General features: G+C 57.2%; 18 protein-coding genes. 12 read left to right on the top strand and 6 right to left on the bottom strand.

Features of this window, described 5'->3' with window-relative positions; genetic code table 11:
* Positions 1-14: 14 nt before the first annotated feature.
* The 6 genes from HU730_RS05325 to HU730_RS05350 all read left to right on the top strand — a co-directional run bounded on the left by HU730_RS05325 (position 15) and on the right by HU730_RS05350 (position 5,578).
* On the top strand, positions 15-551 hold the full coding sequence (locus HU730_RS05325; RefSeq protein ID WP_052199952.1) for a hypothetical protein: 537 nt from the start codon (positions 15-17) through the stop codon (positions 549-551).
* Positions 552-655: 104 nt separating this feature from the next.
* Positions 656-1,783, top strand: a complete 1,128-nt coding sequence (locus HU730_RS05330; RefSeq protein ID WP_186526605.1) for a fatty acid desaturase — start codon at positions 656-658, stop codon at positions 1,781-1,783.
* 142 nt (positions 1,784-1,925) lie between these two features.
* Positions 1,926-2,945 carry a TauD/TfdA family dioxygenase gene (locus HU730_RS05335; protein WP_034126600.1) on the top strand — a complete coding sequence of 340 codons (1,020 nt, stop codon included), beginning with the start codon at positions 1,926-1,928 and terminating at the stop codon, positions 2,943-2,945.
* 18 nt (positions 2,946-2,963) lie between these two features.
* Positions 2,964-4,148 carry an amidohydrolase family protein gene (locus HU730_RS05340; protein WP_186526604.1) on the top strand — a complete coding sequence of 395 codons (1,185 nt, stop codon included), beginning with the start codon at positions 2,964-2,966 and terminating at the stop codon, positions 4,146-4,148.
* Between the two features lie 158 nt (positions 4,149-4,306).
* The gene (locus HU730_RS05345) at positions 4,307-5,146 is read left to right on the top strand and encodes a hypothetical protein (protein WP_252730571.1); all 840 of its coding nucleotides are present in this window, start codon (positions 4,307-4,309) and stop codon (positions 5,144-5,146) included.
* Positions 5,147-5,173: 27 nt separating this feature from the next.
* Positions 5,174-5,578: a hypothetical protein gene (locus HU730_RS05350; protein WP_186526603.1), complete on the top strand. Its 405-nt coding sequence runs from the start codon at positions 5,174-5,176 to the stop codon at positions 5,576-5,578.
* A 46-nt stretch (positions 5,579-5,624) separates the two neighbouring features.
* Here the strand turns inward: HU730_RS05350 and HU730_RS05355 are convergent, their stop codons facing one another.
* Both HU730_RS05355 and HU730_RS05360 read right to left on the bottom strand, forming a co-directional pair.
* The gene (locus HU730_RS05355; protein WP_003189553.1) at positions 5,625-6,551 is read right to left on the bottom strand and encodes a LysR substrate-binding domain-containing protein; all 927 of its coding nucleotides are present in this window, start codon (positions 6,549-6,551) and stop codon (positions 5,625-5,627) included.
* A gap of 237 nt (positions 6,552-6,788) precedes the next feature.
* Positions 6,789-6,935, bottom strand: coding sequence for a hypothetical protein (locus HU730_RS05360; protein ID WP_164919346.1), 147 nt, complete (start codon positions 6,933-6,935; stop codon positions 6,789-6,791).
* A gap of 197 nt (positions 6,936-7,132) precedes the next feature.
* Here HU730_RS05360 and HU730_RS05365 point away from each other — a divergent pair, with 197 nt between their 5' ends.
* Together HU730_RS05365 and HU730_RS05370 are read left to right on the top strand one after the other, a co-directional pair.
* Positions 7,133-8,440 carry an MFS transporter gene (locus HU730_RS05365; protein WP_034126596.1) on the top strand — a complete coding sequence of 436 codons (1,308 nt, stop codon included), beginning with the start codon at positions 7,133-7,135 and terminating at the stop codon, positions 8,438-8,440.
* Positions 8,437-9,195, top strand: a complete 759-nt coding sequence (locus tag HU730_RS05370) for a substrate-binding domain-containing protein (RefSeq protein WP_034126595.1) — start codon at positions 8,437-8,439, stop codon at positions 9,193-9,195. Before HU730_RS05365 ends, HU730_RS05370 begins: the two co-directional genes overlap by 4 nt.
* Here HU730_RS05370 and HU730_RS05375 read toward each other — a convergent pair.
* On the bottom strand, positions 9,187-10,089 hold the full coding sequence (locus HU730_RS05375; protein WP_034127031.1) for a LysR family transcriptional regulator: 903 nt from the start codon (positions 10,087-10,089) through the stop codon (positions 9,187-9,189). The two genes, HU730_RS05370 and HU730_RS05375, sit on opposite strands and share 9 nt — an antisense overlap.
* Before the next feature lie 333 nt (positions 10,090-10,422).
* Here HU730_RS05375 and HU730_RS05380 point away from each other — a divergent pair, with 333 nt between their 5' ends.
* Both HU730_RS05380 and HU730_RS05385 read left to right on the top strand, forming a co-directional pair.
* Positions 10,423-10,704, top strand: a complete 282-nt coding sequence (locus HU730_RS05380) for a type II toxin-antitoxin system ParD family antitoxin (protein ID WP_034127030.1) — start codon at positions 10,423-10,425, stop codon at positions 10,702-10,704.
* Complete coding sequence (locus HU730_RS05385; protein WP_034126594.1) at positions 10,701-11,054, top strand: type II toxin-antitoxin system RelE/ParE family toxin; 354 nt, start codon at positions 10,701-10,703, stop codon at positions 11,052-11,054. Before HU730_RS05380 ends, HU730_RS05385 begins: the two co-directional genes overlap by 4 nt.
* Before the next feature lie 18 nt (positions 11,055-11,072).
* On the opposite strand, the gene HU730_RS05390 is transcribed toward HU730_RS05385, so the two are convergent.
* The 3 genes from HU730_RS05390 to HU730_RS05400 form a co-directional block, all read right to left on the bottom strand.
* The gene (locus tag HU730_RS05390) at positions 11,073-12,125 is read right to left on the bottom strand and encodes a histone deacetylase family protein (RefSeq protein WP_060764425.1); all 1,053 of its coding nucleotides are present in this window, start codon (positions 12,123-12,125) and stop codon (positions 11,073-11,075) included.
* A 134-nt stretch (positions 12,126-12,259) separates the two neighbouring features.
* The gene (locus tag HU730_RS05395) at positions 12,260-13,492 is read right to left on the bottom strand and encodes a Zn-dependent hydrolase (protein WP_060764424.1); all 1,233 of its coding nucleotides are present in this window, start codon (positions 13,490-13,492) and stop codon (positions 12,260-12,262) included.
* Positions 13,493-13,503: 11 nt separating this feature from the next.
* Entirely contained in the window at positions 13,504-14,820 is a 1,317-nt protein-coding gene (locus HU730_RS05400) for an MFS transporter (protein ID WP_096143712.1), read from the bottom strand.
* Positions 14,821-14,977: 157 nt separating this feature from the next.
* On the opposite strand from HU730_RS05400, the gene HU730_RS05405 reads away from it, so the two are divergent.
* Positions 14,978-15,919, top strand: coding sequence for a LysR family transcriptional regulator (locus tag HU730_RS05405; RefSeq protein ID WP_034126590.1), 942 nt, complete (start codon positions 14,978-14,980; stop codon positions 15,917-15,919).
* Positions 15,920-16,052: 133 nt separating this feature from the next.
* Positions 16,053-17,279 (top strand): MFS transporter, encoded by a 1,227-nt coding sequence (locus HU730_RS05410; RefSeq protein WP_057975665.1) that lies wholly within the window; start codon positions 16,053-16,055, stop codon positions 17,277-17,279.
* Positions 17,280-17,283: the final 4 nt, after the last annotated feature.

The following is a 17,283-nucleotide window of genomic DNA, read 5'->3' on the forward strand; positions in this document are numbered from 1 at the left end:
TAGGAGTATTGAACGTGCTAGGTAAAGAATACACATTCTATCTATCAGCGATCGTAGCGATACTGGGCACCGTGGGCTATCACATGCTCATGAAGAAAATACCGTCTACGATCAACCCCTTGGTTTCAATTGTCAGTATTTATGTGGCGATCGTTATCCTGTCCACCTTGATGTTGCCGTTTTTTTTGGGCAGTGGAACGTTACTCGCGGGCTTGAAGCAAATGACCTGGCTTCAGGGAGGCATCGCGTTTTGCATCTTGATGATGGAAATCGGCTTTTTGATGATGTATCGCAGTGGATGGGACCTCAGTACGGGCAATATCGTTACCGGCGCCATTATCAATATTGCGCTCGGCTTCATCGGGGTATTTCTGCTTAAAGAAGGACTCTCTTATTTAAATATTGCCGGTGTTTTATTGTGCATCGTCGGCGTGATACTGATCGGCTACAAATCCAGTAGCAGCGAACAACCCGTGGACGCGGATACGCACGCTACGGTCTCGCTAGTACCACCTTCACTGGTGCCAGATGCAACAGCAAAAGAACCCTAGCCAGCCGTACACCTGCAATACATCTTTGGCATTGTGTATGCACACATATTCAAACCCCGCCGTTAGTTCCACATGCGCACGGAAGTGATTACACCTGTCCAGGCATGATCGGTTACCAGCTCAATAAGCGTTTCAGTGATTTTGCTCTTGAAGGTGATGAGATGTCTTTACTGTATGCTGATAATTATCTGCGCGCCATCAAAGACGCCAACGTGAAAACCCTGCTTATTTCAATAGCTAAAGAGCGAAGACTGTTGCCATCGGTGATGATACTAAGTGCAATAGCATCCTTCACTGTAGGGGGCATATTCCTGGCGTATACTCAACAGATCGTTGCGGTACTCGGTGCGATTATCTTGATTGCCCTTGCCAAAATCTGGTCCTGGTACCTGAGCCACGATTGCGCGCACAATTCTGTTTTCAAGTCGAAGAAAGTCAATTCTGTCATCGGAGAGTTGCTGTCTTTCCTTAACGGCCTCTCTTTCTTTTCATTTGAAGCCTATAGAAAAGATCATGTTCGCCATCATGCCGAAAAAATTGATATTGGTGGGTTCAATAGTGGTCACTTTGCTGTCGCTCATCCGAGGCTATTCAGTGCAATCATTGTTGCAGAAAAAATATATCTTCCCGCCTTCTACTATGTGATCAAGCTTACCAATATTTACTCCGTGATATTCAGTGGCAGCAGGCGCGAAGTTGCAAGGGGTATTGGAAGCCTGTGCATTTACGTTGTAGCCTTCGCTACGTTTGCCCGGTTCTCCCTGATACTTGTGGTGGTATGGCAAGCCTCCTCCTTCCTTAGGATACACATCGTACGATTCGTCGACTGTTTCCAGCACTCTTTCCAGCAGGTGTATACGGCGGGAGAAAAGCTAACCCATGGAAAACACTACGAAATCCAGAATACCTTCTCCGTACCGGTGGCAAGAAAGTTTACCTTCCTCAATCTGATTATTTTGAATTTTGGTTACCACGCGGCCCACCACTGCTTTCCAACATGCCCTTGGTATATGTTGCCACAACTGGAAGCTGCCATAACCAAACAGTTGAGGCTTTACGGAATAACGGAAACAAGAGAAGAAAGCACGCCATTCTTCAACTTCATGACTGCCTACCATCGTGGGCGGTTATCAAGAATCATCAGCACCGATGAAGGACAACCCTACGATGCTGATGGCCAATTTAACACCCACCATTTCACCGGTGCGTACACAGATAAGCTCTTAGGTTGAGTCACCCACTCAGGTCGGGCCTTATCAAAGCATGGACACTGTCAGGTCGTGGATACGGAGACCCCCACCTCAGCGCTTGAAAGTCGTAACTTACTTATAACTCAACTCATGACAAATCAATCAGATCTATAAAGGAGTGCGTGTGGACGATTCATGTGCAGACGCCAACAGCTTCTGGCTGACGGCTGTTGAAAAAGAGAGTATTCGGGACGCGCTCATAGACATTTGTTACGAGCCAACGGGAGGGCGAGACTACATCCACCTCATTCGCATGACCGCTTATCAAAAGTTTCCCGCGCGACTTCTAAAAAAGCTTGAATCACTTAAAGATGACGATGCTTCTTATTGTGTATTTGAGAACCTTCCGATTGATGACACATTTGGCAGCCCGCAAGGCGACGCTAATAGCTTGAACTTCAAAAGTGGTTATCTTTCTGAAAATGTGCTGGTTGCCCTGGGCAGTTTGATAGCGGAGCCCTACTCCATCAAGCATGAGGGGCCAAAACTGGTCAATGACTTGGTACCGCATCCGGAGGCCGTAGGCGAGTATACCGGCAACGGTTCGGACCTGGAGTTGGACCTGCACACCGAAAATGCCTTTCAGGCTTATGACTCCCGTGGCGACACCTCGCCGCTGGCTCTTCTGCTTCTCGGCGTTCGCGGTGACCCTGCCGGGGTGGGCCCGAAAACCTGGGTGGCCGATGCGAGGGAAGCCCTTCAGGTTCTGGAACAGGCCGATATTGAAATCCTATATGGCAAACATTTCATCATTCGTCAGCCCTACCGCTGGAGGAACAGTGCCGCAGGCGCGAAAGAAACTCATGTGTACCCAATTCTGAGCGGCCCGCTGACTCACCCTAGAGTCACTGCTGCGTTTTACCCGGACATGGTAATTGCCGCTGATCACGAAGCACAAAATACCCTGTTGAGGTTTTACAACGCGCTTAAAAGCGTAGCGCGGCCGCTGGACATTCAACCTGGCAAGTTGGTGTACATCAACAATCGTTTCATGCTCCATTCGCGTGACAAGTTCACCCCCAGTTTCGATCCAGAGGGGCATGCGTATCGTTGGATCCAGCGTTTGTTCATCACGAATAACTTGTGGAACTTCCGTTCATTCAACAAGTGTGGCGCGCGGATCTTCGAACCCGTTACTCGATGATATAAAGAGATAAATTAAATGTCGAACCATAAGCCATATACGTCAATTATTCATAATATAGGCACTTTCCTCACGGGTGATCTCGCGTCTCCACTCATTACAGCAGATACCCTCGTCAGTGTTGATGGCATGATCACCTACGTGGGTCAGGCAGTAGATGTGGATTTTTCACACGCAGACCTGCTGATTGACGCCAAACAGAGCACGGTCATGCCAGGTTTGATCGACAACCACACTCACCCGACCCTGGGTGAGTACAGCCCGCGCTCTGGCAACCACAATTGGATCTGGCACTCCTTGCAGGGCGGCGTGACGACCATGATCTCTGCCGGGGAAGTGCACGTTCCGGGGCTACCGACCGACAGGGTCGGTACTATCGCCATGGCAATCGCAGCGCAGCGCTCTTTCTCCAATGCGCGCCCTAGCGGAATAAAAATGGAAGCCGGCGCGCCACTGCTCAACGATGAATTTTCGGATGAGGATTTCGCCGCAATGGTTGCTCAAGGCATCAACCAACTGGGAGAGGTCGGGATAGGCCCGGTCAAGTCAGTCAGTCGTGCATCTGAATTGGTCAAGATGGCTCGCAAACACGGCATGACCTCCATTACCCACACGGGCGGTCCTTCAATTTCTACCTCCCAGAGCATGGGTGCAGAAGAGATCCTTGAAATTGCGCCCGATATCATCGGGCACATCAATGGCGGCTATACCGCACTGGCACCCAGCCAAATCAGATGCCTGTGTGAAGGCTGTCTGGGTGCCCTGGAAATCGTACATAACGGCAACGAGTTCGCGGCGGTCACCACCCTGAATTACGCACGAGAAATGAACCAACTGGACCGTATCGTCATTGGCACGGATTCCCCTGCCGGATGTGGGGTTCCCGCGCTTGGCATGCTCAGGGCAATTGCCTTGCTCAGTAGTTTCGGCGACGTTCCACCGGAAAAGGCCGTCTGTTTCGCAACGGGTAACACCGCCAAGGTGAGAAAGTTGAATCGCGGGATTCTGGGCGTCGGAAGAGAAGCCGACATTCTGATCGCCTGTGGGCCTTTGGGAGGAGCGCAACCCAGCGTACTTGGAAGTTTCAGCAGTGGTGACCTTCCAAGTATTACCTCGATTCTGATCGATGGGCGCCTGGTCGTGAGGCAATCCAGGAACTCGCCACCGCCATCTGTCACACCTGAAATAACTCTGCGTACCTAATAGCAGCGTCCCGAAAGGGACGTCGCCTCGAGAGCACTCTTATGCATAGAATTCTGCCCGAGATTACGCGCAGAGGGCCTACCGTACTCGCATGCGGTTGCGCAATTGGATTGGCTATTCCCTATCTTGCAGACTTGGCGAGGCCATTGCTCCCCGTCATGGTTTTCATATTTGTTCTGGGCACTCTCCTGCGTATTAACAACGCTGAAGTCATCACTGCAGCCAGAAACTTGAAAATATCCCTGATATTTCCAGCCCTGATGGTGGTGGCTTGCCCTTATATTTTTGGGATGCTTTCGCTTTACCTCACCGGCAATCAAGAACTTTCCCTTGCGATAGCCATCGCTGTTGCCGCCCCGCCCGCCAGCGGAAATGCAGCCGTCGCGAGAATGCTCGGGCTTGACCCTTCCATGTCCCTGGTGACTGCGCTCTGCTCAATGGCAATTATCCCTGTCACCGCTCCGCTGATACTCCACCTATTCGCTGATGGCCTTTCACTCTCCTTGAACCCCGTTGATCTGGCGATCCGACTGGCCGTGTTGATAGGAGGCGCCGAAGGCGCTGCTATTTTGATACGTCGTTTTTCGCACACCTTCGTCGCCACGCACGGCCTGGCTATTGACGGTATTGTCGTCATCGCGCTTTTCCTCTTTGCAGTAGGCACGATGGCGGGCATGCAGCAGGTAATTCTGGAGACCCCTTCGTTGGCCATATCAATGATCGCCATTGCCTATTGCATCAACGTCTGCCTGCAGCTCCTCATGGGCTGCTTATATCCCGGGTCATTGATCGCCAAGTTCACCATGGCACTCAACGGTGGCAATAGAAATGTTGGGCTATTATGGTCTGCTCTTGGTGTCAGCTTATCGCCCACAATGGCGTTGTATTTTGCATGCTGCCAACTGCCTATTCACACCATGCCGAAGATACTGCAGTTTGTTTTACCCAGAGTTGAAAGCTATTTGAACAAACTGGTTTTAAGCAAGAATCGAATCTGAGCTATTACTGCCTGGAACTGCATAAAAATGATACTCACGCCAGAAAATATCAGGCAGATTGCCGAACGCTCTTCGCTGGAGTCTACTGCCTGCTCTTGTGTTCGGGGCTTGTCGCAGGGGTGGGAAACCTTACCCAAAACACTCGAGGCGAGCAGCCTGTTGCGCTTCCTAGGCGAAATCTCGACCGATAGGGCACAAGAACTCAGCCTTGAGGAATACCACCCGAACGGTACCCATTTCTGGTCTGAAGACGCGCCTATCTGCTTTGATTTCTTTCCTTATAATATTTCAAGCGTCTGGGGCTGTAAGTGTTGCGCGCGAGCATTCCTCAGGTTTACGGAAGCAGGCGCCTATCACTCCGAACAACGCATCCGTATTTTGCGTGCGTCGCTGATTGGCAACCCCGTTCAAGAAGAGCACGTTCAGGATTAGCCGTTCTTGAGGCGCCCCCCTCCTTCCCCTAGCACGGGTATAAACCTCAGGCTTTATTCGCTACCAACCCGCGATCACTCATGAATGCCTCCAGCCGCGAGCGCATCCAGCGTTCCGCCGGGTCTGTGTCAACGTGGCTGAGCCACACCATGGACAAATCCAGGGTCGGGGTTTCGAACGGGAACGGCTCGCAGAACAGATTCCCGCTGGCGGCCATAGCCTGGGCGGTGTAATCCGGCAGGCTGGCGATCATGTCGGTGCCGGCAAGCAAGGCCGGCAACGAACTGTATTGCGGCACCGAGAGCACTACATGGCGTTTGCGGCCCACCTCTGCCAGCCACTCATCGGCAAACCCGGCCACATTGGCGGTGTGGGACACCAGCACGTGGGGCCGTGCGCAATATTCGTCAAGGGTCAGCGGGGTGTCCGAGGCATCGGCGCGCAGCAGGCACGGGCGGATGTGCCGCAATAGCTTGCGCTTGGCATTGGCCGGCAACCCGCGGGTCTGGGTGATGCCGACGGTAATATCGCCAGAAGCCAGCAGGTCGGGAATGCGCCAATAATCCACATGCTGCACCACGAACACCACCTGCGGCGCTTCCTGACGCAAGGCCCGTAGCAAGGGTGGCAGCAGGCCGAACTCAACGTCATCGGACAGGCCGATGCGGAAAGTCATGGTGCTGATGGACGGGTCGAAATCATGGGTCAGGCTCAGGGCCGAAGACAGCGAGTCCAGGGCCGGCGACAGGTGCTGGATGATCTCCTCGGCGCGCGCCGTAGGCTCCATGCGATGGCCGACACGAATAAACAGTGGGTCGTTGAACAGGGTACGCAGGCGGTTGAGGGCCGAACTGATGGTCGGTTGGCCGAGAAACAGCTTCTCCGCCACCCGCGTCACATTGCGCTCAAGCATCAGTGCTTCAAAGACCACCATCAGATTGATGTCAGCCTTGCGTAATTCATTGCGATTCATCGGCGCCCGCCCCTTTCCCCAAGACAAGCGGCAGTTTAGGAAGGCTGCGGGGCTGCGTCTATGTGCGTACTGCTCAATAAACGGGTTGGGGACGGTAAATCTGCGTTTGAAGGTTGCCGCTGCGCTTAAAAATGTGGGAGCGGGCTTGCTCGCGAAGGCGGTGGATCAGCCGACGACTCCGTTGACTGACACACCGCCTTCGCGAGCAAGCCCGCAATTAGACCGCGGTTACCTGACTCAAGGCTTGAGCGGGAACTCCTGGTCACGCTCGGAAAGCTCGGTGCCATCGTCCGGATGCTTCCAGGTTTGCGGCTTTTCGTCTTCGCGCTGCCGCCGGGGTTCTTCACGCTCCGGCTCGTTGTGCTGCTTGTGTTCGTTGCCCATAACGGCCTCCGCCCATAAGAATTGGAAACAGCTTCAAGCATAGGACACGACGGGTTGTTTTGAAGCCGGGACGGATTGATAGCCAACACGCATCAATTCATCCAAATTAGTCACTTATCATTTCTAAATGTGTCAGCCACTATCCCAAGTCTTAAGCGAAACAAGCACTTTAAAAAGAACGCTGGAGACACAAAACCATGACGACCCCTTCCCGGCCTGCGGCTGCCCCCTCGAAAATAGGCGCGGTATTGCGCGTTACTTCGGGCAATTTTCTCGAACAGTTCGACTTCTTTCTGTTCGGTTTCTACGCCACCTATATCGCTGCCGCGTTCTTCCCGGCCGCTAATGAGTTTGCGTCATTAATGATGACCTTCGCCGTGTTCGGCGCTGGCTTCCTGATGCGTCCATTGGGCGCGATTATTCTGGGTGCCTACATCGATGACGTGGGCCGTCGCAAAGGCTTGATCGTGACCTTGTCGATCATGGCCAGCGGTACGCTACTGATCGTACTGGTGCCGAGTTATCAGACCATCGGCCTGTGGGCGCCGTTTCTGGTGCTGTTGGGGCGCCTGCTGCAAGGTTTCTCGGCCGGTGCGGAGCTGGGTGGCGTGTCGGTGTACCTGTCCGAAATGGCCACGCCGGGCCGTAAAGGCTTCTACACCAGTTGGCAGTCGGGCAGCCAACAGATCTCCATCGTCGTCGCCGCGGCCCTGGGTTATGGCCTGAACGTGTGGATGGAACCTGCGGTGGTGGCCGATTGGGGCTGGCGTATTCCGTTCGCCGTCGGCTGCGTGATCATTCCGTTCATCTTCGTGCTGCGTCGCAACCTGCAGGAAACCGAAGAGTTCGCCAACCGCAAGCATCGCCCGACCATGCGTGAAGTGATGGCGACCCTGGTGAAGAACTGGACCGTGGTCATCGGCGGCATGCTGATGGTGGCCATGACCACCACCGCGTTCTACCTGATCACCGTGTACGCGCCGACTTTCGGTAAAACCGTGTTGCACCTGAGCACCTCGGACGCCTTGCTGGTGACCTTGCTGGTCGCGATCTCGAACTTTTTCTGGCTGCCGATCGGCGGCACGTTAAGCGATCGCTTCGGCCGTAAACCCGTGCTGATTGCCATGACGGTGCTGACTGTCCTTACGGCTTATCCGGCATTGTCCTACGTGGTCAACGCACCAAGCTTTGCGCACATGCTGGAAACCCTGCTGTGGTTCTCGTTCCTGTATGGCATGTATAACGGCGCGATGATCCCGGCGTTGACTGAAATCATGCCGGTGGAAGTGCGTGTGGCGGGTTTCTCCCTGGCCTACAGCCTGGCGACAGCAGTGTTCGGTGGCTTCACGCCAGCGATCTCCACCTGGTTCATTCACATCACCGAAGACAAGGCTTCACCTGCGTATTGGATGATCTTCGCCGCGCTGTGTGCATTGTGTTCGACCCTGGCGTTGTATCGCCGCGCCAATACCCGCGGCCAAGTCATGCAGGAGGCTGCGCAATGAAGCCCCTGTTCAAGACCCTCGCTGCTGTCGTCCTCGGCACCCTGGCGCTATCAGCCCAGGCCGAACAACTCAAGGTCATGACCTCGGGCGGCTTCACCGCCGCGTATAAATTGCTCGGCCCGCAATACGCCGAGCAAAGCGGTGACACCCTCGACACCATCCTTGGCCCGTCCATGGGCAAGGCGCCGGAAGCGATTCCCAACCGCCTGGCCCGTGGCGAACAGGCAGATGTGGTGATCATGGTCGGCTATGCCCTGGATGAGTTGATCAAACAAGGCAAAGTCGACCCCGCATCCCGCGTGGAGCTGGCCGACTCGCGGATTGGCCTGGTGGTGAAGGAAGGTGCGGCCAAACCTGTGATCAATACAGACGCCGAGTTGAAGGCCGTGCTGAGCAAAGCCAAATCGGTGGCCTATTCGGATAGCGCCAGCGGCGTTTATGTCGAGAAGGAATTGTTCAAGAAACTCGGCATGCCGGCCAAGGGAACCATGATCCAACGCGTGCCGGTGGGCGAACAGGTGGCCAAGGGTGATTACGAGGTCGGCTTGCAACAAGTGGCGGAATTGTTGCCAGTCAAGGGCGTGACGTTCGTAGGCAAGATCCCGGAAGACGTGCAGTCCGTTACCCGTTTCGCCGCCGGTATTCCAGTGAACGCCAAACACCCTGAGCAGGCCAAGGCACTGTTGCAGTTCATGGCATCGCCCGAGGCCCAGCAGGAGGTGCAATCCACCGGCCTGGACTCGGTGTCACGCTGATCGGAACGGCATCTCCCGTACCAGTCGCTCCAACTCCAGCGCCGCCGGTGGCAACGTCCGCCCGCGGCGCTTGATCAAGCCCACATTGCGCAGTACCTGGGGCTCCACCAGCGGCACACTGACCAGAATCGGGTGAGTGTGCGCCGGCATCGCAATCGACGGCACCATCGCTACGCCCAGCCCCGCCTCCACCAGCCCGATCATGGTGGTCACATGGTGCGTCTCGCAGATACTCGGCTTTTTCACCCGCACGCCACGCAGCGCCTGGTCGAGCAGGAAGCGATTGCCCGACGTCTTGTCCACCTCAATGTAGTCATGCTCATAAGCCTCGGTCCAGCTCACGCTGTCACGCCCTGCCAGAGGGTGATCACGCCGACAGGCCAGCACGTAGCGCTCCTGCAGCAGCAACTCGAATTCCACCTCATCGGCCAGGCTACCGCTGAAACTCACGCCAAAGTCCGCCTCGCCGCTGGCTACCGCATTGCACACCTCGCCGGCACTGGCATCCAGCACCCGCAGGCGAATCTTCGGATATAGCTTGTGGAACTCGGAGATCACATGGGGCATGAAGTAGTACGCGGTAGACGGCACGCAGGCGATGGTGACATTCCCCATGCGCGTCGAGGCGACGTTGCTGATACCCATCAGCGCGATGTCGAGATCGTCGAGCATGCGCTCAACCTGGGGCAAAAATGCACGCCCGACCATGGTCAGGCTGACCCGTCGCGTGGTGCGTTCGAACAGCTTTACATCCAGCGCGGATTCGAGCTTTTCGATACGCCGGCTGAGGGCCGGTTGCGAGATACGGATGGCCTCGGCAGCGCCACGAAAACTGCCCTTGTCCACCACGGCGCGGAAAGCTTGGAGGTCGTTGAGGTCGAAGTTGATGATCACGGGAGGCAGGCCAAAGGTGGTCGAGGTGGCGAGCATTATCTTATGGGAGCCGGTGGGACGCCATGTGTGCCGAGACGGTTTGCCAAGATCATCCTGTTACACATATGAAGTCATACATATCAGCAGGTTATCAGCCACCTACGGCAACGCGATCGCCAAAACGGGTCAATACTTTCGGCCTGACCTACACAACTGGAGACGTAGCAACTCATGGAAACCTACCCCTTCTGGATAGACGACGAGGCGCCGGGCATCGGCATCGATCAGTTGCTTCTTGCATCGCGCCAATGGTCGAGTAGGATTGAATCCCACTCACCCCAGGCGGATACACCCATGCGCTCAACCCAGCAAATGAGCATCACCTTGCCCCTAGAAATGGCGGCCCTGGTCAAAGCCAAGGTGGCTGCTGGCGAATATGCCAGCGAAAGTGAAGTGATTCGCGACGGCCTGCGGGCGTTGCTGGCGCGTGATCGTGCCATGGAGGATTGGCTCAGAGCCGAAGTCATCCCCGCAGCGACCGCCCTTGAGGCGAAGCCTGAGCTTGGGTTATCGCCAGAACAGGTCCGCGAACATATGGCCGCCAGACGTCAGCGCAAAGGCACAGGGGAAGCGTGAGCTACTCGGTAGTTTTTTCGCCCGAGGTCTTGGCGCAACTCGATGCCCTTGAAGACTACATCAGCGATGTCGGCTCCCCTCCTGTAGCGGCGCGTTTTATCGACAATCTTGTCAGCTACTGTGAAAGCCTTGCCCTGTTTCCCTTGCGTGGCATGCGCCGTGACGACCTGCTGAAAGACTTGCGCATCACTCACTATCGTCGCAGCACCATTATTGCTTTCAGGGTGAAGCCTGACTTCAAAACGGTATCAATAGTGGGGGTGTTTTACGGCGGGCAAGATTACACGGCGTTGTTGCACGCAGATCAGAACGAGCACCCGACAAGGGCTGAAAAGCCTGCTGAAAACTGATCAGCAGGCTTTTAGCGTTCAAACACCCTTTAATAAAGGGTCTGATAGCGCGTTCCAAGCCGCTGGTGCACCGAAAAACGCCTGGGCATTACTGTCCAACGTTTCCAAGTGATACCCGCCTTCCTGCACGATCACGCAGGGCAACCCCAGCGCACGGATGCGGGCTCCCAACCGCGCAAAGCCTTCCCGCGTCACCGCGACTTTGCTTTGTGGGTCCAGCTCATAGATATCGAAGCCCAGTGACAACACCAGCACATCCGCCGAGAAGTCATTCACCGCTGCCAGGGCCTGCTCCAGTTTTTCAAAGAACACCGCTTCGCTGGCACCATGGGGCATCGGCAGGTTGAGGTTGTACCCCTCGCCGGTGCCGTTGCCTTTTTCGTCGGCAAAGCCTGCGACGCCAGGATAGAAGTTGGTCGGGTCGCCGTGGATCGACACATACAGCACGTCGTCGCGGTCGTAGAAAATTTCCTGGATGCCCTGGCCATGATGCATATCGGTATCGAGCACGGCGACACGCTGGAAACCCTGGCGCAGCGCTTGCGCAGCCACGGCCGCATTGTTGATGTAACAGAAGCCACCGGCCGCGTCGAAGCGGGCGTGATGGCCCGGCGGCCGGCACAAGGCGTAGGCGGCAGGGGCGCCATCGAGGATTTCTCCCGCTGCGGCGATGGCGCTTTGGGCTGACCAATAAGCCGAGCGCCAGGTCAACTCACCGATGGGGCAACTGCCATCGGCCAGGTAGCGTGCCGCCTGGGCCAGGATGCCGCGCAAGGCATTGGGTTCACGCACGAAGATGTTGGACATGACTTCGTCGCCCCAGTCTTCGGGGATTTCTTTCCAGCGCTGGTGAGCTTCTTGAAGAAAAGCCAGGTAGTCGCCGCCGTGCACGGCGAACAACGGATCCATACCGTAATCAGTCGGTTGCTGGATATCGAAGCCCAGGGTTTGCGCAGCCAGCAGCAAGTTGCGCGCTCGCTCGGGAACCTCTTGGGGCGTGCGCATCTGGCCGCGGGAGTAGTAGCTACGCGGGTGATGCAGGAGTTGTTCGGGGTGAAAAAACGTCTTCATGAGTTGCTCCTGGATAAACACAGAACCTGTGGGAGCTGGCTTGCCTGCGATAGCGGTGAATCAGGCAGTAAATTGTTCTCTGACAGTCCGCTATCGCAGGCAAGCCAGCTCCCACAGGGGTGCGGCGTCGGCCTTTAGAAATGAACATGCCCGGCGCGTTTCAAGACGGCGTTGAGCAAGACATCGGTACCCTGGCGCACATCGTCGGGCAAGACATCCTCGGCTTCGTTGTGGCTGAGGCCGCCGACGCAGGGGATGAAGATCATCGCGGTGGGGCAATAGCGCGCCAGGTGAATCGCATCGTGGCCGGCGCCGCTGACGATGGTCTGCTGGCTGTAGCCCAAGCCGTCCACCGCAGCCTGCACGCAAGCCACGCACTCGGCGTCGAACGGCGTAGCCGGGCTGATCCAGTGAGGCGTGATGGTGACGCTCAGGCCACGGTTGTCCGCGATAGCCTGCAGGCGTGCACGCACTTGCTGCTCCATGGCGTCGATGTCGGCGTCGCGGTGATGGCGCAGGTCGACGGTAAAGTTGAGCAAGCCGGGGATGGTGTTGCGCGACGACTTGGCGATGCTCAGTTCACCCACAGTGGTAAGGCCCTGCGGGGCAAAATCGGCAGCGAGGTTTTCCAGGGCCTGGATCATTTTTGCCGCGCCGTACAGCGCATCTTTACGCAACGGCATCGGCGTGGTGCCAGCGTGCGCGGCCATGCCTTCGACCCGTACATCGAGCCAGCGAATCGCTTGACCACCGGTGACTACGCCGATGCTGTTGGCGTTGTCCTCCAGGATCGGGCCTTGCTCGATATGCGCTTCGAAATACGCATCCACCGCGCCACCCAACGGGCGCTCACCGTTGTAGCCGGTGGCGCGCAATGCCTCGGCCACGCTGATACCGTCGACATCGGCGGTGGCCAGTGCCTTGTCCAGGGCGAGCGTGCCGGTGAATACCGCCGAGCCCAGCATCGCCGGGGTGAAACGAGCGCCCTCCTCGTTGGTCCACACTGCAATTTCCAACGGCTTGCGCGTCTGGATGCCTTGGTCGTCGAGGCTGCGGATGACCTCCAGGCCAGCCAATACGCCGTACACCCCATCGAAGCGTCCGCCTTCGGGCTGGGTATCCAGGTGGCTGCCCATCATCACCGGGGCGGCGTCATTGTCGGTGCCCGCGCGGCGGGCGAACAGGTTGCCGATGGCATCCACGCTCAACGTCAGGCCGGCTGCTTTACACCAGTGGCTGAACAGCTCACGACCGGCCTTGTCTTCAGCGCTCAACGCCAGGCGGCAGCTGCCACCGCGTGCGGTCGCGCCGATCTCGGCCATGTCCATCAGGCTACGCCACAGGCGCTCGCCATTAATCTTCAACATTGCTGACTCCCTCAACTGTGTGCCATTTCCAGGCGGTGGGCCGTGGCATGGCGGCGGGACAAGGCCAGTACGCACACCAACGAAACCGCCGCGATCACGCTGTAAAACACTGCCATCGGCCACCATTGGCCCAGGTATTGATGGGCCAGCCAGGTGCCGATCAACGGTGTCAGGCCGCCGGCCAGCGCGCCGCATACCTGGTAAGCCAGGGAGATCGCGGTGTAGCGCACACGGGTTTCAAACAGGCCGCTGACAAAACCTGCGATGACGGCGTAGAACGACGCCATGCACACCACCGCCAGGGCAATGCCGAGGATGATCAACGGCGCCTCAGCGCTGCTGACCAGGACGAACATCGGGTACGGCGAGGCCATTGCCAGCACGCACATGGCGCACAGAAACCGTGTAGCGCCGACCTTCTCCGCCACCCAGGCGGCCAGAGGCTGGACGCAGAACTGAATAATGGCGACGAAGAACAGGCATTCCAGAATCAACGAGCGCGGCAGATTAAGTTGCTGAGTGCTGTAGGCAATCATGAAGGTGTTGGTGAAATACACGCCGGCAATCCCCAACGTATTGGCGCCAATGCACAACAACAGTGGACGCCAAGCGGTCTTCAGCACTTCCAGCACGGGGGCTTGGTCCTGCTTGATCGCTCGCGCTTTTTCCGCCAGAGCCTTGTCTTCGAGGAACTCCGGCGACTCGTTCACACCCAGGCGAATCGCGAGGCCGACGATCAACAGCAAGGCACTGGCCAGGAACGGCAGGCGCCAGCCCCAGCTGAGCAGGTCCTCTTCAGGTAAACGAGTGACGGCACTGAACGCCAGCAAGGAAAGAATCAAACCGGCCGGGCTGCCCAACTGCGCGAAGGATGCAAAGAAATTACGCCGCCCTTTCGGCGCGTGCTCGCCAGCCATCAACACCGCCCCACCCCACTCGCCGCCAACCGCAATACCCTGCACCACCCGCAACAGGATCAACAGCACCGGTGCGGCAGCGCCGATCTGGGCATAGGTCGGTAACAGGCCGATGCACACCGTGACCACGCCCATCATCACGAGGGTAATCACCAGGGATTTCTTGCGGCCGATGCGGTCGCCGATATGACCGAACACGATGCCGCCCAACGGCCGCGCAAAAAAGCCGACGGCGAAGGTGCCGAACGCGGCCATGGTGCTGAACAATTTATCGTCGGAGGGGAAGAACAGTTGACCGAACACCAGCGCTGCAGCGGTGGCATAGATGTAAAAGTCGTACCACTCGATCATGGTGCCGATAAAGGCGGCGGCCGCAGCACGGCGAGGCTGCGGCGAAGCGGAAGGCTTCATGGGGCTGGCTCCTTTGTTTATTTTTTTGGCAGGAGAAAGTCAAACCGGTGCGCTCTGGTGGCGCTCGTTAAACCCGATTTTTCGGCCAGGGGCTATGATTAGTCAATTTTCTATTTATTATCTTGATTATAAGAACTGCTTATTATCGAGCACCGCCATGCCCGAATTCCGCCGCGATATTCACCCTCTGCTCAATGACCGCCTGGACTGGAACCTGCTGCGCACCTTCCGCGTGATCGGCCAGGAACTGAGCATCAGCCGCGCCGCCGCCCGCCTGCATCTGACGCAACCGGCCATCAGCCAGGCGCTCAAGCGCCTGGAAGAACAACTGGATTGCCAGCTCATCCTGCGCCGAGGCCCGCGCTTCGTGCTCACCGAAGCCGGTGAGCAGATCTTTGCCATTGCCGGAGAGATGTACGGCCAGGTCTCGCAGATGAGCAACGCCCTGCAAAAGCCGGGTGATGAAGTGATCGGCAAAGTGCGCTTGCTGATGATCAGCCGGATTAATTCCGACACTTTCGACGACTTTCTCGCGGGTTTTCATCGCGAACATCCACGGGTCGATCTGGAAGTCGAAGTGATGCGCAGCTCCGACATTGTCGCCGCGCTGCTGGAAAAAACCGCGACCCTGGGGCTCAGCCTCAATCGCCGGCCGCAACCGCGCCTGGAACAGCATCTGTTTCTGCGTCAGCGTTATGCGTTCTTTTGTGGAAAACACCACCCATTGTTCGGACGCACAGGGTTAGTCGAAGGGGATCTGCAATCGGAGAATTTCGTGAGTTTTACCAGCGACCAGATTGGCGGCATGTTGTCGCCGCTGACTATTTTCCGTGATCAGCAAGGGTTTGGCGGGCGGATCGTGGCGTCATCCTCCAGCCTGGAAGAAGTGCGGCGATTGGTCATTGCCGGGTTTGGCTTGGGCTGCTTACCCACTCATGTGGTGGCGGACGATGTGGAGCGCGGGCTGCTGTGGCGGTTACCGCCGGATGAGGGGATTGCGGATGTGGATATTCATCTGTTGTGGAACCGGGAGCAGAAGTTGAGTCGGGCGGAGGGGGTGTTTATTGAGTGCCTTCTGGAACGGTTGGCCGAAAAATGATTGCTCACATCGATAGCACTGATGATTACTATCGAAACGAGCGCCTGAACGATTGCCGACACTGATTCCTATAATCGCCCCACATTCCCTCCTCGCCTGGCTTCAGGCGACATTCCTCCCGGAACCCAATCCCATGCCAAGCGCGAGCCAGGCCCCTAGCGGGCATCCTGAACATAATCAACAAAGCGTCAAACAGCAGTGGTTGGCGATTCTTTCGGTCGCCGTGGGTGCCTTTGCCCTGGTGACCAGTGAGTTCCTACCGGTGGGCGTACTCAACGACGTCGCCAGCGATTTGGGCATCAGTGCCGGTCACGCCGGATTGATGGTGACATTGCCCGGCATCATGGCTGCCCTCGCCGCGCCGTTTCTGTCGGTCAGCATTGGCGCCATGGACCGTCGTTACTTGCTGATCGGCCTGACATTGGTGATGATCATCGCCAACTTGGTGGTGGCCTTCGCTAATGATTTCAGCCTGCTGCTGTTCGGCCGCGTATTGCTCGGCATCAGCATCGGCGGCTTCTGGGCCACGGCCATTGCCCTCAGCGGGCGGCTGGCGCCCAAGGGCGTGGGCGTAGCAAAGGCCACCTCGATCATCATGATGGGCGTGACCCTGGCCACCGTTCTGGGCGTGCCTGTGGGTACCTGGCTCAGCGGCCTGATGGGCTGGCGGATGACCTTCCTGGTCACGGCGTTGGTGGGCATTCCGGTGCTGTTGGCGCAAATCTTCCTGCTGCCGCGACTCACCCCTGAGAAAGCCATTCAGATCCGTGACCTGCCAGCTTTGTTTATCAACCCACAAGCGCGGGTCGGGTTGATCGCCGTACTGCTGATCGGCCTGGCGCACTTTGCTGCGTATACCTATGTCGCGCCGTTCTTTAAACACAGCTCCGGCTTCGACGGGCCAACGATTGGCTCATTGTTGCTGCTGTATGGCGTGGCGGGCGTGCTGGGCAATGTGTTCGCCGGCTTCGCCGCCAACCGCAGCGTACGCAACACCCTGCTGCTGGTCGCGCTGATGATCGGTACCAGCACTGCACTGTTCCCCTACTTCGCCACCGGTATGACAGGCGCCGTAGTGCTGATCGCGCTCTGGGGCTTTGCCTTTGGCGCTTTCCCGGCCTGCGCCAGCATCTGGATGTTCGTGGTGGCGCCCAAGGATGTGGAACGAGGCATGCCGCTGTTCGTGGCGCTGTTTCAGGTGATCATTGCCCTGGGTTCATTCTTTGGCGGGCGGATCGTCGACCAAATGGGCAGCTCGGTGCTGTTGAGCCTGGCTACGGTGTTGGTGGGGTTCGGGTTTGCGACCGTGCTGGTGCTGGGCCGCAAGGTGAGCAACAGCTTGGTGGCGCAGCCTGCCTGACCGA

This window comes from Pseudomonas sp. SWRI22 (genome assembly GCF_014268395.2).
In the GTDB taxonomy this organism is placed as follows: Bacteria; Pseudomonadota; Gammaproteobacteria; order Pseudomonadales; family Pseudomonadaceae; genus Aquipseudomonas; species Aquipseudomonas paracarnis.

Coding starts and splice junctions, on each gene's coding strand:
- HU730_RS05330 (WP_186526605.1), top strand. CDS start 656: ATGATCGGTTACCAGCTCAATAAGCGTTTCAGTGATTTTGCTCTTGAA.
- HU730_RS05340 (WP_186526604.1), top strand. CDS start 2,964: ATGTCGAACCATAAGCCATATACGTCAATTATTCATAATATAGGCACT.
- HU730_RS05345 (WP_252730571.1), top strand. CDS start 4,307: ATGGTTTTCATATTTGTTCTGGGCACTCTCCTGCGTATTAACAACGCT.
- HU730_RS05350 (WP_186526603.1), top strand. CDS start 5,174: ATGATACTCACGCCAGAAAATATCAGGCAGATTGCCGAACGCTCTTCG.
- HU730_RS05355 (WP_003189553.1), bottom strand. CDS start 6,551: ATGAATCGCAATGAATTACGCAAGGCTGACATCAATCTGATGGTGGTC.
- HU730_RS05360 (WP_164919346.1), bottom strand. CDS start 6,935: ATGGGCAACGAACACAAGCAGCACAACGAGCCGGAGCGTGAAGAACCC.
- HU730_RS05365 (WP_034126596.1), top strand. CDS start 7,133: ATGACGACCCCTTCCCGGCCTGCGGCTGCCCCCTCGAAAATAGGCGCG.
- HU730_RS05370 (WP_034126595.1), top strand. CDS start 8,437: ATGAAGCCCCTGTTCAAGACCCTCGCTGCTGTCGTCCTCGGCACCCTG.
- HU730_RS05380 (WP_034127030.1), top strand. CDS start 10,423: ATGCGCTCAACCCAGCAAATGAGCATCACCTTGCCCCTAGAAATGGCG.
- HU730_RS05390 (WP_060764425.1), bottom strand. CDS start 12,125: ATGAAGACGTTTTTTCACCCCGAACAACTCCTGCATCACCCGCGTAGC.
- HU730_RS05395 (WP_060764424.1), bottom strand. CDS start 13,492: ATGTTGAAGATTAATGGCGAGCGCCTGTGGCGTAGCCTGATGGACATG.
- HU730_RS05400 (WP_096143712.1), bottom strand. CDS start 14,820: ATGAAGCCTTCCGCTTCGCCGCAGCCTCGCCGTGCTGCGGCCGCCGCC.
- HU730_RS05405 (WP_034126590.1), top strand. CDS start 14,978: ATGCCCGAATTCCGCCGCGATATTCACCCTCTGCTCAATGACCGCCTG.
- HU730_RS05410 (WP_057975665.1), top strand. CDS start 16,053: ATGCCAAGCGCGAGCCAGGCCCCTAGCGGGCATCCTGAACATAATCAA.